Here is a 14845-nt window from a genome sequence, read left to right on the forward strand (position 1 = left end):
TTCGCGGCGGCGCCCGGCGTGCTGACGAACGGATTGGGATTGAGCGACCTGCATTTCGCGTCGGCCGATCCCACCGGCAAGATGAAACCGATAGGTGCCTGATGCGAAGGATTGTTGTTACGGGCCTGGGAGCGGTCACGCCGCTTGCCGCCGGGGTCGATGCCTCGTGGTCGCGTCTGCTGGCCGGCCGCTCGGGCCTGCGCAGGCTCCCCGACGAGGTTGTCGGCGATTTGCCGGCAAAGGTGGGAGGAGTCGTTCCCTCCATCGTCGAGGACCCGGAGGCGGGCTTCGATCCCGATGCCGTCCTGGCTCCAAAGGATCAGCGCAAGGTCGACAGGTTCATCATCCTCGCGCTGGCGGCGGCAGACGAGGCGCTTGCGCAGGCAAACTGGAAGCCTGGCTCGGACGCCGAACAACGCCGCACGGCCACCATCATCGCCTCGGGCATCGGCGGTTTCCCGGCCATAACCGAAGCCGTACGCACCGTGGACACGCGAGGCGTGCGCCGCCTGTCGCCGTTCACGGTACCCTCCTTCCTGGTCAACCTCGCCGCCGGGCAGGTTTCGATCCGCCACGGATTCAAGGGCCCGCTCGGTGCGCCGGTGACGGCGTGCGCCGCGGGTATCCAGGCGATCGGGGATGCCGCCCGCCTCATCCGCTCGGGCGAAGCCGATATCGCGCTGTGCGGCGGCTCCGAAGCCTGCATCAACATCGTCAGCCTCGGCGGGTTTGCCGCCGCACGCTCATTGTCCACCGGCTTCAACGACCAGCCTGCCGAGGCTTCACGCCCGTTCGACATGGCAAGGGATGGTTTCGTGATGGGCGAAGGCGCCGGCATGCTGGTGATCGAGGAGCTGGGTCACGCGCTGGCGCGCGGCGCCACACCGCTCGCCGAACTCGTCGGCTACGGCACGACCGCGGACGCGCACCACATCACCTCCGGCCCCGAGGATGGCAGCGGCGCGCGCCGCGCCATGGAGGTCGCGATCGCCCAGGCCGGAATTGCCCCGGGCGAAATCAGCCATCTCAATGCGCATGCGACGTCGACGCCGGTCGGCGACCTCGGCGAATTGGCTGCCATCAGGACCCTGTTCGGCTCGGATCGCGCTATTGCCGTCAGTGCGACGAAGTCGGCGACCGGCCATCTTCTGGGCGCAGCCGGCGGGCTTGGAGCCATCTTCGCGATCCTTGCGCTCCGACATCAAATCGCTCCTCCGACGCTCAATCTGACAACTCCCGATCCTGCCGGCGACGGGATCGACTTCGTCGCGAACGAGGCCCGACCGATCGTGACGGACTACGCCATCGCCAATGGCTTCGGCTTTGGCGGCGTGAATGCCAGCGTGCTGTTCCGGCGGTGGTCGGACGCGATCAGCGGCGCGGGTTCTTGACGCAGCCGCGCAGCGCTTCGACGTCGCCTATTCAACAAAAACAAAGAGATAATTGTTATGAACACGAAGAATCCTGGCGTGGCCCTGGTCACCGGCGCTTCCTCCGGCATCGGCCGCGTGACGGCCAAGGCGCTAGCGGACGCAGGGTATCGCGTCTTCGGAACCAGCCGTCGGGCGACCTCGGAACGCCTCGAAGGCGTCACCATGCTGCCCTGTGACGTGACCGACGATGGATCCGTAGCGAAGCTGATCGGTGAGGTGGTGGCCCAGGCGGGGCGCATCGACCTGCTCGTGAACAATGCCGGCATCGGGCTGCTCGGCGGCGCCGAGGAATCCTCGATCGAGCAGGCCAAGGCCCTGTTCGATGTCAATGTCTTCGGTGTCTTGCGCGTGACCAACGCGGTTCTGCCGGTGATGCGCCGCCAGAAGCAGGGCAGGATCGTCAATCTGAGTTCGCTGCTGGGCCTGATACCGGCGCCTTATTCGGCGCTCTACGCGGCGACCAAGCATGCCATCGAAGGCTATTCCGAATCGCTCGACCACGAGCTGCGCTCGCTTGGCATCCGCGTCGTTCTGGTCGAGCCGGCCTATACCCGGACCGCATTCGAGGAAAACCAAATCAGGCCGGACCGACCGCTGGACGTCTATGACGCCGCGCGGGACGGCATGAACACGATTATGCGGACAGCGATCGAAGCAGGCGATGCGCCGGACGTCGTCGCAAGGACGATCCTCGAAGCGGCGACCGCTTCTGCTCCGAAACGGCGTTATGCGGCGGGAAAGATGGCGCGGCAGGTCAGTTTGCTGCGCCGTTTCGTCCCCGCATCCGCATTCGATAAAAGCTTGCGAAAGCAGAACGGGCTACCGGCCTGATGGTCGGGATCACGGGAATCCGGAGGCGAGTGTTCAGCCGCTTTTGCGATGGATATCGGTGATCCCCCGCGCGGCAGGCTGCGAGCACGCGGGGATCAGCGCGCAAGAAACGCCAGAGCCCTTCCCACGAAGGCCTCGTGATACTGGAAGATGCCTCCGTGACCGGCATCCTCATAGAGCACGAGTTCCGCATTCGGCAGGCGGCGCGCCAGGTCGACCGAGTTGCGGCTGGGCACCATCTTGTCCTGCTCGCCGTTCACGATGAGAGCGGGGATGCGAATTCCGCTGAGGTCCTGTTGCGTCTGCTTGCCCCAGGCCTTGATCGCCCTGAGCTGCCTCAGGAATGCAGCCATCGTGATCGGCTTGTCGCGATCCGCATTGCGCTCCTTCAACCGTTCCAGGAAGGCTTTCGCGGCGCGGCGGCCATTCGCTGTCGAGGTGAAGAAGAGGTAGAATTTCGGCTCCCGGAAGGTCAGCATCCCCTTGAGGATGAGCGGCCAGGACATACGCCCCACATTCGCGATGCCCTCGCCGCCTGCCGGGCCGGTGCCGGTCAAGACCAGCTTGCGAACCAGGCCCGGTTCTTTCAGAACGATGTCCTGCGCCACGAAACCGCCAAGCGAGAAGCCAAGTAGATCGACCTGTTCGAGGCCCAGCGCGCGAATGAAGGCGACGACGTCTTCGGCCGTCTCGGCCACCGTGAGCGGCGCCTTGCCGCCCGATCCGCCGACGCCCCGATAATTGTAAGCGATCACTCGCCGGCTCGTGGCGAGGCCATCGACGATGCGCGGATCGAAATTGTCGAGAACGGCGCCCCAATGGTTCAGCAGGACGATCGGGATGCCGGTGGTTGGCCCGAGCTGCCGGTAGACGAATATCGTGCCGGCAACGTTGACGTTCCGTGTCGGCGCGTCTTTCCACGTCATGGAGCTGGATTGCGATGGATGGGACATGCTCAGGATCGTTTCCTTAGATGCGCGCGACAGACGAACGCCGTTGGCGTCCCCGTGGGCTTCACGCAAAGACGACACCGCCCTCACCTCAGCTTGATCACGACTTTGCCCTTTGACCGTCCGGTTTCGAGGTAAGCCATGGCTTCGTTGGTCGCTTCGAACGGGACGACCCGATCCATGACGGGGCGAACGATCCCGGCTTCGATCAGCGACGTGAGCTGGCTCAGCTGCCCGCCATTGGCGCGCATATACAGGAAGGAATAGCCGACCCCGCGGGCTTTGGCCTTCCTTCGGATGCCGAAACTCAGAAGACGCAAGATCTGCTGCAGGAGCCAATTCAGTCCTTGTTCCCTGGCAAAACCAGGGTCCGGCGGGCCGGAGATCGAGATCAGCTTGCCGCCGGGCTTCAGCACCTTCAGGGATTTCTGAAGCGTGTCGCCGTCCAGGCTGTTGAGGACAACGTCATAGCCGGACAAGACCTTCTCGAAGTCTTCCTTTTTGTAGTCGATGACGACATCAGCGCCGAGGCTTCTGACCAGATCGACGTTCGCCGTGCTCGTCGTCGTCGCGACCGTCGCGCCCAGATGCTTGGCAAGCTGGATGGCGAATGTCCCCACGCCACCGGAGCCGGCATGTATCAGGACCTTCTGCCCTTTTCGCAAACCGGCTCGTTCGACCAGCGCCTGCCAGGCCGTCAGTCCCACCAGCGGGAGAGAAGCGGCTTCTTCCATGCTGAGGTTTTGCGGCATCAGCGCGAGGTCGGCTTCGTTCACGGCGATGAATTCCGCGAAGGCCCCGATCTGGCCGTCGCGCGGCCGGGCATAAACCTCGTCGTCCGGCTTGAAGCGCCGGACGTTCGATCCGACGCGGACCACCCTGCCCGCCACATCGTGCCCCAGGATGAAGGGCGGGCGGTACGGCAGGATGAGCTTGAACTCGCCGTCGCGGATTTTCGAATCGAGAGGATTGAGCCCGGCCGCGTGGATCTCGACCAGGACATCGTCATCCCGCACGGTCGGCTCCGGCATCTCGCCAAGCCGCAGCGCGCCGTTCTTCTTGTATCGATCGAGGATGAAGGCTTTCATGAAATCTGTTCTCCAATCTCGCCGACAGCGCGCCCCCGGTTGGTCAGGAACGGCTTGCTGCGATGGCGGGATAATCGGTGTATCCCACCGCGCCTCCGCCATAGATCGTGGACGGGTTGACCTGAGCCAGCGGCGCGCCGGCCTCGAGCCTCTCCACAAGGTCGGGATTGGCGATGAACGGACGGCCGAAGGCGAACAGGTCGGCCTTGTCCTCGGCCAGGCGCGACGTCGCAAGGTCGAGGTCATAGCCGTTGTTGGCGATATAGGTGTTCTTGAAGCGACGGCGGAGCGAGCCGAAATCGAACGGCGCAACGTCGCGCGATCCGCCCGTGGCGCCCTCGACGACATGGATATAGACGAGGCCGAAGGCATCCAGCTGATCGACGATGTAGTCGAACTGCGCCTGAGCATCACTGCTCGAAACACCATTGGCCGGCGAGACGGGCGAAATGCGGATGCCGGTGCGCTCGGCGCCGATCTTCTCGACCACCGCGGCCGCTACCTCCAGCATCAGCCGGGCGCGGTTCTCGACCGAGCCGCCGTATGCATCGGTGCGGCGGTTGGCGCTGTCCCTGGCGAACTGGTCGAGCAGATAGCCGTTGGCACCGTGAATCTCGACGCCATCGAAGCCGGCGGCAATGGCGTTCGCGGCGGCCTGCCGGAAATCGTTGACGATCCCTGGCAGCTCGTCGAGGGCCAACGCGCGCGGCTCCGAGACATCGAAGAAGCCGTTGTTCACAAACGTCTTGGTTTCGGCCCGGATCGCCGACGGCGCGACCGGCGCCGCCCCGTTCTCCTGGAGATCGACGTGGCTGACGCGGCCGACATGCCAGAGCTGCAGGAAAATCCGCCCGCCCTTGGAGTGCACAGCGGCGGTGACCTTGCGCCAGCCGTCGATCTGAGCCTGGGAGTAGATGCCGGGCGTGTCCTGGTAACCCTGTCCCTGCTGCGAGATCTGCGTCGCCTCCGAAATCAGCAGCCCGGCCGATGCGCGCTGGCGGTAGTATTCTGCCGCGAGCTCGCCCGGAATGAAGCCCGCGCCAGCGCGATTGCGCGTCAAAGGGGCCATGACGATGCGATTGGAGAGGGTCAGCGCGCCGAGTTTATAGGGCTCAAACAGCGTCTTGTTGGTCATAGATCACCCATGTTGTCCCCGCCGCGGCGGGGTAGCTTGTCGAAATGGCTTGGTTGGTGCTCAGGCGACCGTGCGGTAGCGCTCGGCGGGAAGCTCGTTCCGGTAATTCGGAAGCATGGCCTGGCGCGCGGCCTGAAGCGCGTCCCACTGTCCGGCATCGGGAAGCGGCGGGATGGTCACCGGCTCGCGGCGGTCGAAGCCGACCAGTGCCGCATCGACCAGATCGCCCACCTCCATCACGTTGGAAAGCGCGTTGATGTCGGCGCCGACATGGTCCCAGATTTCGGTTCGCGTCGTGGCAGGAAGCACCGCCTGAACGTAGACGCCCTTCGGCGCGAGCTCGAGGCTGAGCCCCTGCGACAGGAACAGCACGAAGGCCTTGGTCGCGCCGTAGACCGTCATGCCGAACTCCGGTGCCAGACCGACCACGGAACCGATGTTGACGATCGCGCCGTCGCCGGCCTTGGCAAGACGCGGGGCAATGGCACTGGCGAGCCGGAGCAATGCGGTCGTGTTGAGCGCAACCAGCCGCGCGACGTCGTCGGTGCTCTGCTCGATGAAGCTTCCGCCGATGGCCGTCCCGGCGTTGTTGACGAGGATTCCGATGCGAACGTCGTCGCGCAGCCTTGCCTCGACGGTTGCAAGCTCGTCGGCCTTGGTGAGATCAGCCTGGATGATGTCGATGGCCACGCCATTCTGCTGACGCAGACGGGCGGCCAGAGCCTCCATGCGTGCCATGTCGCGGGCAACCAGCACGAGGTCGTGCCCGCGGCGCGCGAAGCGCTCGGCATAGGCGGCTCCGATGCCGGTGGAGGCGCCGGTGACGAGGACTGAGGGAATGGTGGTCATGGCGTTGCTCTTTTCTCTGCTGGGACCTATATTCATGATGGTCGTCATGAATGATCCTAAATATGATGATCATCATGTAAATGTCAACGGAGCCGGCGGAGAATTTTGAAATGAAGGTCAGTCGAGAGCAGATGGTGGAGAACCGTCGCCGGATTTTGGAGGTTGCCGGCCGGCTGTTCCGCGACAGGGGGTTCGACGCGGTCAGCGTGGCGGAGGTGATGAAAGCCGCCGGCCTGACCCATGGCGGCTTCTATGGCCATTTCGGTTCGAAGGACGACCTGATCGCGCAGACCCTTGCCCATGTTCTCGCTGCGAATGCAGGCGAAGGGGGCGATCTTCGCGCCTATCTGGACGATTATCTTTCACCCCGGCATCGCGACAACTGCGCCGGTGGTTGCCCGACGGCGGGACTTGCAGCGGCGGTCCGCCTGCAGACTCCGGCTGCACGCGCCGTCATGGCCGAAGGCCTTCGCTCGCAGATCGACCGTCTCGGCAAGGCGCTCCCGGAACTGGATGCGGCAGAGAGACGCCGCGCGGCAATCGGAAGCTTCGCGGCGATGGTGGGGGCGGTGATCCTTGCCCGCTCGATCGACGACCGCACACTTTCGGATGAGGTGCTGGAACAGACGCGCGAATGGATCGAGGCCGGGATCAGCCCACAGCCTGCCGGCGCCATATAGGCCAGGGCACGCCTCGCAACTGGCACTCGATGAGAAGCGGCCGTCATCCGTCAAGATCGGCAAGGCCATTATTGGAGGTTGGGCTCCTGCCTGGTTGTTTAGTCCCGGCATTTAACGAAGCGGATCAAGCTTCGCGTTGTCCTTGTCCTGTGACATAGGTGGCCAGTTCGTCGGGTGTGCCCTGCGGGAAAGCCTCCCTCAGATGATCGAGGAAGGCTGACACGCGCGCACTCAGCAGCCGGCGTGTCGGATAGAGCGCCCACAGCGCGATCTCCGATCCTTCCACATCACCCCAATGCACCAATGTGCCATCGGCAAGATCGTGGCTCACGAGCGAAATCGGAAGACGGGCCGCTCCCACACCCATTCGAACCGCGTCGCGGACCATGACGAGCGACGACAGGCTCAGCACGGGATCGATCGCGATCCTCGATGTTGTCGCCTTCGTCCTCACGTTCCAGACATCGCCCTGCCAGGCCGGACCCCGCACGACAGCCGGGACGGTCGAGCCGTCCGCGGGTAGCGCCAAGGCGGGACTCGCCACGACCACCAGCCGATCATCGAGAAAGACCCGTCCGACAAGGCTTTCATCGGGCTGCGGGTTGACGCGGATCACCAGATCATAGGCTTCCTCGATCATATCGACAGGTCGGTCCTCGGTCGTGATCTCAAGCCGGACCTCCGGATATTTCAGCGCAAAGCCCGCGGCCAGCTTCCCCATAGCAAGCTGGGAAAAGAGTAGCGGCGCGCTGATCCGCAATTTGCCTCTTGGGGTGTGGCCTCCCGAGGCGATTGCCGCGGCCGTCTCATCGAGTTCGGTGAGCAACTGGCCCGTCCGCGTGAAAAGTGCGCGCCCTTCCTCGGTCAGTTTCAGAGTCCGTGCGCCACGCTCGAACAACCGCAACTCGAGACGGGCCTCCAGTTCAGCGACGCGGCGGGACAGCGTTGCCTTTGGGCGCCCTGCGGCGCGTGAGGCTTTTCCGAACCCTCCATGACGGGCGACGAGGTTGAAGTCGGCGAGAGCGAGGAGGTCCATGCGTTCCACCAGCGAGACGGTCTGTCCAGATATAGCGGCTATTGGCGCGAATGTGGATCGCTAAGTTCGGGACAGCCAAACGGCTCAACCCAGGAGTGACCCCCATGACCATCCTCGTGACCGGCGCGACCGGCAATGTCGGCCGCAACGTCGTCGAACAGCTCGCAAACCGTGGCGCCGATGTACGCGCGCTGGTCCGCGATCCGTCCAAGGCCAACTTCCCTGCCGGCGTCGATGTCGTCCAGGGCGACCTTCTCGACGTCGATGCACTGCGCACCGCCTTCACCGGCGTGTCCACGCTGTTCCTGCTGAATGGCGTGGTGGCAGATGAATATACCCAGGCGCTGGTCGCCTTGGCCGTCGCCCGAGAGGCAGGGATCGAGCGGATCGTCTACCTGTCGGTGATCCACGCCGACATCTACGTGAACGTGCCGCACTTCGCCGGCAAGTTCGGCGTCGAGCGCATGATCGAGCAGATGGGCCTCAACGCCACCATCCTGCGCCCGGCCTATTTCATGGACAACGAGATCACGATCAAGGACGTGGTCACCGGCTACGGCATCTACCCCATGCCGATCGGCGACAAGGGCCTTGCGATGATCGACGCGCGCGATGTCGGCGAGATTGCCGCGATCGAACTGATCCGCCGCGAGCGGTCGGTCACGCCGCTCCCGCTCAACCGCATCAACCTGGTTGGCCCGGATACGCTGACCGGCGCGGACGCCGCCGCTGTCTGGACCAGGGTCCTCGGCCGCACGATCGCCTTCCCCGGCAACGACACCGCCGGGTTCGAGAAGAACCTGCGCCAGTTCATGCCGAGCTGGATGGCCTTCGACATGCGTCTGATGGCCGAGCGCTTCCTCAGCGACGGCATGCTCCCCGAGGCTGGCGACGTCGATCGGCTGACCGCCCTGCTGGGGCGTCCGCTTCGTTCCTACCACGACTACGTGGCCCAGATCGCCGGCTGAAGGCCATCAAACCTGAACAAGGGATATCGACATGATCTATTCAACCGCCACCGTCCCGGTGAATCCGGAAGGCGAAGCCAGGCTGACCCGCGAGCAGGTCTGGAAGGCTCTGGAGTTGAAGGCGCGCGATGCGCGCCTGTTCCTTCCGCCCGGCCTCTGCACCCGCTGCGACGTGACGGAGGAAAGCGTGACGCACTTCGTGCGCGAAGCCACCATCGCGGGCTCCGATCTGCGCGAAATCATCACGCTCGAACCGCAACGCAAGGTCACCTTCTTCCAGTCCGCCGGCCCGCGCGAGGGCGCGATCATCAACGAGCTGTTCGAGGATGAAACCGGCGCGCTTCAGCTCAAATTCTACTGCTACCTTGGGCTGCGCGGCAAAGAGCCGGGCGGCCCCGAGGAACAGGTCGAGCAGGCGCAGTTCGACAGCGACAAGGGCTACAAGGCCGCCCTCCTCTCGACGCTGAGACGCTCTCGCGAGTTGCTGGCTGATGGTTTGCTCTGAACCTGGTTGATCGATCGGCGGCCCTGTCGTCAGGCAGTGCCGCCCTCGTTCCACAAGGCAGCCCGGCTTCCTTGCAGCAGGCGTCGCCTGAGACCTCCGGGCGTCAGTCGCGCGATATGGACAGCCCCGCGAGAAGCGGAGCGTACGCAGCGAGCCTGCGGGATATGAACTCCGCGAAGAGCCGCACGCGCTTCGTCTTGCGTGTCTCCTCGTGTGTGAGAAGCCAGAGCGTCCCGTGCATGGCCAGATCGGTGCCCGGCACCCTCACCAAGAGGGGGCCGGCATCTCCGACGAAGCACGGCAGTTTCGTCATCCCGATCCCTTGCTGAGCCGCTACGATCTGCGCCTCGGCATCCGGCGTCCTGAATGGAACTCCCGTGGTGTGAACCTCTCCCTCGCGAGCCCAGTCCGGGAGTCCATGCGCGACGAACGCGTTTCCCGTTCCCGAAGAGCTGGACGGCCTCCCATCCTCCGCCGTCGTCGCGAAGGCGTTCACCGGCGCCAGGCAAACAACTCGGGTTCGCTCCCGTCAAACTCGGAAAGCTCAACGAGGGCGGCGCCCTGGTGCATGCACACGGCCGCACATGGCGTCAGCTCATCTTCAAGGATTTGTTCAAGAAGGAGCAATAGTCGACCTACGACCATATCACGAGGACGAGGACAGCGATCCCGCTGGCTGCTCCGGTCGCGCTACCGTTCCGACGGGCCGGGTGGGAAGAGTGGGCTCACGCCACCTCGCAGATGTCGAGGATGGTCAGCATGTAGATGCGGACCATGTCGAGGAAGTCGCGGATCTCGACGCGCTCGTCGGGCATGGTGTTGTAGCGCCCGCCCGGGCCGCAGACGATGCCTTCCATGCCGGCCTCGGCATAGAGATGGCCGGCATCGGTGCCGAAAAAGCCCGGCGGCTTGATCGCGCCAGTAGGCTGCTTCTCGCCGCGTACCGCCTCGTAGGCGGCGTTGACGGTCTTCACGATTCGGGCGTCCTTGGCGACCTCGAAGGCCGGCATCGACTGGTGGCCTTCCTTCTTCTCGACGCGGATCGAGGCCTTCAGCCCCGGGAAGCGCTGCTCCAGCGCAGCGAGCTCGCGCTGCATGTCGGCGAGCGCGCCTCCTTCCGTCTGGCCCGGCGCGTAGCGGCCGGAACCCTTGAGCTTGCAGTAATCGGCGACCTGCGGCGCGCGCCATTCATGCAGCTCCTTGCCGAGCGCGCCATGGACGACGCCGACATGAACGCGGTTGATCGATTCATGCTCGGGCGACGGCGCGCCGCTGAACGTCATCGCATTGAGGCGCGGGATCAGGTCGCAAGCTGCCATGATCGCGTCGACCGCCTGCTCGCGCTTGGAGAGATGCCGGGTGTTGCCGACGAGCTCGATCACGAAGGAAAAGGCGCAAGCGTGCATGGTCACGGCCTGCACGTCGGTGGGCTCGCTGTTGACGAAGTAGTCGGCGCGGATGCCGTTGCGGATCGCCGCGACCGTGCCGACGCCACCCTGCAATTCGCCGACGACATAGGTCAGGATCACGTCGCCCTTCAGCCTTACGCCGGCATCGCGCAGCGTCTTGACCGCGCAATAGGAGGCGGCGTCGCCCGCCTTCATGTTCGAGACGCCGATGCCGTAGATGAACTCCTTGTCGACCAGCCCGCCCCAGGGATCGACCGTCCAGCCTTCGGTCGCCGGGTTGGTGTCGAGATGGCCGTTGAAGAGCAAGCTCTTGCCGCCGCCAGTCCCTTTCCAGCGACCGATGGCGTTGGCGCGGCGCCCCTCATCGAAGGCTTGCGCCTCCGCCTCAATGCCCATGGCCTTCATCTGGGCGACGACGTGGTGCACCAGCTCCTTCTCGCCCTCCGTCTCGGAATAGCTCTTATGTTTCGCCCAGTCGGAGAGCAGCGCGAGGCAGGTTTTCTCGTCGAGCGAATGGATCAGGTCGCGGGGATTCATGCGTATGGCCTCGAATGTCAGGCGGCCGTGGCCGGGGCGGGCACGGCTTCGAGCAGGGATTGGGTGTAGGGGTGGAGGGGGCCGGTCGAGAGCGCCGCGATATCGACGAGATCGACGAGGTCGCCGCGATACATCACCGCGATCCGGTGGGCGATCTGGCGCACCAGGTTGAGATCGTGGGTGATGAACAGATAGGCCGTGCCGAAACGCTTCTGGAGATCGACCAGAAGCTCGACAACCGAGGCCTGAACGGAGACGTCGAGCGCCGAGGTGATCTCATCGCAGATCACGAGCTTCGGCTTCGAGGCGAAGGCGCGGGCGATGGCGACGCGTTGCTTCTCGCCGCCGGAAAGCTGATGCGGGTAGCGGTCAGCATAGGATGCGGGCAGCCTGACCTGCTCCAGCAACTCGCCGATCGCAACCGCATGCTTGCGCGCGCCGGGCTCGCCATAGAGTTCGAGCGGCCGCGACAGGATCTCGCGAATGCGCTGGCGCGGATTGAGCGAGGAGTCCGGGTGCTGGAAGATGATCTGGACATCGCGGCGATAGGCACTGTCCATGTCGCCGAGGCCGGTGATGCGTCGACCGGCGAAGCGGATCTCGCCCTCGAAGTGGTTGAGCCCCGTCATCGCCTTGGCCAGCGTCGACTTGCCCGAACCTGACTCGCCGACGATGCCCAGGATTTCACCCGGCATCACCGACAGGCTGACCTCGCGATTGCCCGTGAATTGCGTGTTGGCGCGCCCTAGCAGCCTGCCGAGAAAGGGCTTGCGACCGTAATGAACGCTGACCTTCTCGACCTCGACCAGCGGCTTTCCGCCGTCCGGCACGGTGGCCTCGACGAGGCGATGATCAGGCCTGGGCACAGCGGCGAGCAACTTCTGCGTATAGGCATCCTGCGGCCGGGCAAAGACATCCGCGACCGCGCCCTGCTCGACGATCCTGCCGCGGTGGATCACCGCGACCCGGGTCGCGATCTGCGAGACCAGAGCGAGGTCATGCGAGATGTAAAGCGAGGCGACGCCGGTCTCCTCCTGCAATTCCCTGAAAAGGTCCAGGATCTGGCGTGCGGTGATCACATCGAGCGCCGTCGTCGGCTCGTCGAAAATGATGCATTCCGGCTGGCAGGCGAAGGCCGTGGCGATGACGACACGCTGCTTCTCGCCGCCAGACGCCTCATGCGGATAACGCCGCATCATCTGCCTGGGGATCTTGAGGCCGACATGGGCGAGGCGCTCCTCGCCCTCGACCCAGGCCTGCTTCCGCGTCAGGCCACCATGGCGCACCAGCACCTCGGCGAGTTGCTCGCCGAGCGGGAGCGTCGGGTTGAGCGAGGTGCTCGGGTCCTGGAAGACCATGCCGATGCGCTTGCCGCGGATCGCGTCGATCTCGGCTTCCGAGGCCTTCAGCAGGTCCCGGCCCGTCATGCGGATGCTGCCCGCCTCGCGTGCGCTGGACGGCAGATGGCGCATGATCGCCCAGGCTAGCGACGTCTTGCCGGAGCCGGATTCGCCGACGAGGCCCAGCACCTCGCCTTTGGCGACCTGGAGCGTCACATCGTCGAGGGCGCGGGTGAAGCCGGTCGGCGTCGCGTAGTCGAGGCCATAGCCGGCGATGTCGAGGATCGCTTCGCTCATCGCCTCAGTTCCTCGGATTGAGCGCATCGCGCAGGCCGTCGCCGAGCAGGTTGAAGCCGATCGCGACCAGCGCGACGGCGAGGCTCGGCCACAGGATCATCCATGCGCTCAGATGCATGAAGCGTCGCGCCTCCGCGACCATCAACCCCCATTCGGAGGCCGGGGGCTGGGCGCCGAGCCCCAGGAAAGAGAGCGTCGCGAAAAGCATGACGGCGAAGGCGACACGGATCGTCATCTCGACGATGATCGGTGCGACGACATTCGGCAGCATCTCGCGGATGACGATGAACGCTGCGCTCTCGCCGCGCGCGATCGCGGCGTTGACGTAGTCCTGCTTGCGCACGGACAGCGCGACCGAGCGCGTGACGCGGGCCATGCCAGGGGCAAAGGCGAGCGCGATGGCGAGCAGCGCATTGCTGCCGCTCTTGCCGAGCAGGTTCACGATCAGAAGCGCCAGCAGCAGGCTTGGGATCGACATGATCGCATCGACGGTGCGCATGATCGCCTCGTCGCCGCGGCCTCCAAGGAAGGCCGAGACCGTGCCGATGACGGCGCCGACGAGTGTGCCCAGCGCCGTCGCCAGCACCGCCATGACGACGGTAGCGCGGGCGCCGTGCAGCAGCCGGCTCAAGATGTCGCGGCCATACTGGTCGGTGCCGAGCCAGAACTGCGCGCTTGGCGGCTTGTAGCGCATCAGCGGCGCCATCTTCTCGGGATCGAAGGGTGCAAGCCATGGGCCGACGATGACGACGGACAGGATCAGCCCGACGATGACGAGGCCGAGGGCGCCCTGCGGCGAGCGCAGCATGCGCTTGAGGATCTCAATCATACTGGATCCTCCGGTCGAGCCAGGCATAGGCGACGTCGGCGAGGAAATTGGCGACGGCGTAGGTCGTCGCCATGATCAGCGCTCCCGCCTGGATCGAGGGCAGATCGCGTGCCTGGATCGCGACGATGAGCTGGCGGCCGATACCGGGCAGAGCGAATATCTCCTCGACCACGATGACGCCGCCGAGCAGATAGCCGACATCCAGCGCGACGATGGTAATGGTCGGCAGCAAAGCATTGCGCAAAGCGTGCTTGAACAGCACCTGTCGCTTCGACAGCCCCTTCAGCCGCGCCGCGCGGATGTAGTCGGAGTGCAGCACGTCGACGAGTTCCGATCGCACCATGCGCGAGACATGGGCTATCAGGATCACCGAGACGGTCAGCACCGGCAGGACGAGGTGCCGCAAGCCGCGCAGCGGATCCTCGGTCAGCGGCACATAGCCGGTCGCGGGCAGCCATTGCAGCCAGTCCGCGAAGACCAGCACGAAGAGTGTGGCCGTGACGAATTCCGGCAGCGAGACTCCGACATAGGACAGGAAGCTGACGCCGAGATCGGCCGCCCTGCCCCGTCGCACCGCCGCGACGATGCCGAGCGGGATCGCGACCGCCAGCATCAGCAGGATGGAGAACAGGGCGAGCAGGAGCGAGCGGCCGAGCGCCTCCAGCATCGCGGGTGCGACCGGCTGGCCGGTGCGCATCGAGAGGCCGAAATCGCCGCGGACGACGCCCGAAAGCCAGTGCAGATACTGCATCCAGATGGGGTCGTTCAGCCCCATCTTGTCGCGCAGCGCCGCCAGCGCATCCGGGGTCGCGTTTTCCCCCAGCATCATGACGGCTGCATCCGCCGGCAGGATCTGGGTGATCGCAAAGACGATCAGCGACACGACGAGGAGCGTGTAGCCGATCAGCAGGATGCGCTTGAGGATATAGGCCGGCGACACGCCCGCTGCCCTCTTCCG

General features: G+C 65.0%; 14 protein-coding genes and 2 pseudogenes. 6 read left to right on the top strand and 10 right to left on the bottom strand.

The features are described from left to right. Positions 1-101 precede the first annotated feature (101 nt). Positions 102-1391, top strand: coding sequence for a beta-ketoacyl-ACP synthase II (gene fabF, locus AC1DYU_RS05020; RefSeq protein ID WP_476790658.1), 1290 nt, complete (start codon positions 102-104; stop codon positions 1389-1391). 57 nt (positions 1392-1448) lie between these two features. Continuing rightward, on the top strand, positions 1449-2264 hold the full coding sequence (locus AC1DYU_RS05025; protein ID WP_476790659.1) for an oxidoreductase: 816 nt from the start codon (positions 1449-1451) through the stop codon (positions 2262-2264). A gap of 95 nt (positions 2265-2359) precedes the next feature. Here the strand turns inward: AC1DYU_RS05025 and AC1DYU_RS05030 are convergent, their stop codons facing one another. From AC1DYU_RS05030 to AC1DYU_RS05045, 4 genes are all read right to left on the bottom strand, one after another. Beyond that, the gene (locus tag AC1DYU_RS05030) at positions 2360-3217 is read right to left on the bottom strand and encodes an alpha/beta fold hydrolase (RefSeq protein ID WP_476790712.1); all 858 of its coding nucleotides are present in this window, start codon (positions 3215-3217) and stop codon (positions 2360-2362) included. Between the two features lie 83 nt (positions 3218-3300). Then, positions 3301-4302, bottom strand: coding sequence for an NADP-dependent oxidoreductase (locus tag AC1DYU_RS05035; RefSeq protein WP_476790660.1), 1002 nt, complete (start codon positions 4300-4302; stop codon positions 3301-3303). A gap of 43 nt (positions 4303-4345) precedes the next feature. After that, a complete protein-coding gene (locus tag AC1DYU_RS05040; RefSeq protein ID WP_476790661.1) occupies positions 4346-5437 on the bottom strand; it encodes an alkene reductase in 1092 nt (363 codons plus the stop codon). Between the two features lie 60 nt (positions 5438-5497). Continuing rightward, positions 5498-6286 carry an SDR family NAD(P)-dependent oxidoreductase gene (locus AC1DYU_RS05045; RefSeq protein ID WP_476790662.1) on the bottom strand — a complete coding sequence of 263 codons (789 nt, stop codon included), beginning with the start codon at positions 6284-6286 and terminating at the stop codon, positions 5498-5500. A gap of 110 nt (positions 6287-6396) precedes the next feature. Between AC1DYU_RS05045 and AC1DYU_RS05050 the strand changes: the two genes are divergently transcribed. Continuing rightward, positions 6397-6966, top strand: a complete 570-nt coding sequence (locus tag AC1DYU_RS05050) for a TetR/AcrR family transcriptional regulator (protein ID WP_476790663.1) — start codon at positions 6397-6399, stop codon at positions 6964-6966. Positions 6967-7090: 124 nt separating this feature from the next. Here the strand turns inward: AC1DYU_RS05050 and AC1DYU_RS05055 are convergent, their stop codons facing one another. After that, positions 7091-8002 carry a LysR family transcriptional regulator gene (locus tag AC1DYU_RS05055; protein WP_476790664.1) on the bottom strand — a complete coding sequence of 304 codons (912 nt, stop codon included), beginning with the start codon at positions 8000-8002 and terminating at the stop codon, positions 7091-7093. 104 nt (positions 8003-8106) lie between these two features. Here AC1DYU_RS05055 and AC1DYU_RS05060 point away from each other — a divergent pair, with 104 nt between their 5' ends. Further along, positions 8107-8970: an SDR family oxidoreductase gene (locus AC1DYU_RS05060; RefSeq protein WP_476790713.1), complete on the top strand. Its 864-nt coding sequence runs from the start codon at positions 8107-8109 to the stop codon at positions 8968-8970. 31 nt (positions 8971-9001) lie between these two features. Further along, a complete protein-coding gene (locus AC1DYU_RS05065; protein ID WP_476790665.1) occupies positions 9002-9475 on the top strand; it encodes an AtaL-like protein in 474 nt (157 codons plus the stop codon). A gap of 103 nt (positions 9476-9578) precedes the next feature. On the opposite strand, the pseudogene AC1DYU_RS05070 reads toward AC1DYU_RS05065, so the two are convergent. Next, a pseudogene (locus tag AC1DYU_RS05070) lies at positions 9579-9896 on the bottom strand (LysR substrate-binding domain-containing protein); the annotation flags it as partial. Between the two features lies 1 nt (position 9897). Here AC1DYU_RS05070 and AC1DYU_RS05075 point away from each other — a divergent pair. Further along, positions 9898-10105: pseudogene (locus AC1DYU_RS05075) on the top strand (NADP oxidoreductase coenzyme); the annotation flags it as partial. A gap of 95 nt (positions 10106-10200) precedes the next feature. On the opposite strand, the gene AC1DYU_RS05080 reads toward AC1DYU_RS05075, so the two are convergent. From AC1DYU_RS05080 to AC1DYU_RS05095, 4 genes are read right to left on the bottom strand one after another with little or no spacing between them, the layout of a single operon-like run. Beyond that, positions 10201-11421, bottom strand: coding sequence for a M20 family metallopeptidase (locus AC1DYU_RS05080; protein ID WP_476790666.1), 1221 nt, complete (start codon positions 11419-11421; stop codon positions 10201-10203). A gap of 17 nt (positions 11422-11438) precedes the next feature. Continuing rightward, a complete protein-coding gene (locus tag AC1DYU_RS05085) occupies positions 11439-13058 on the bottom strand; it encodes a dipeptide ABC transporter ATP-binding protein (RefSeq protein ID WP_476790667.1) in 1620 nt (539 codons plus the stop codon). A gap of 4 nt (positions 13059-13062) precedes the next feature. Continuing rightward, complete coding sequence (locus AC1DYU_RS05090; RefSeq protein WP_476790668.1) at positions 13063-13887, bottom strand: ABC transporter permease; 825 nt, start codon at positions 13885-13887, stop codon at positions 13063-13065. Continuing rightward, the gene (locus AC1DYU_RS05095; RefSeq protein ID WP_476790669.1) at positions 13880-14827 is read right to left on the bottom strand and encodes an ABC transporter permease; all 948 of its coding nucleotides are present in this window, start codon (positions 14825-14827) and stop codon (positions 13880-13882) included. The genes AC1DYU_RS05090 and AC1DYU_RS05095 overlap by 8 nt, the downstream gene beginning before the upstream one ends. Positions 14828-14845 lie beyond the last annotated feature (18 nt).

The sequence above is a fragment of the Allobosea sp. P2_B12 genome (genome assembly GCF_056404835.1).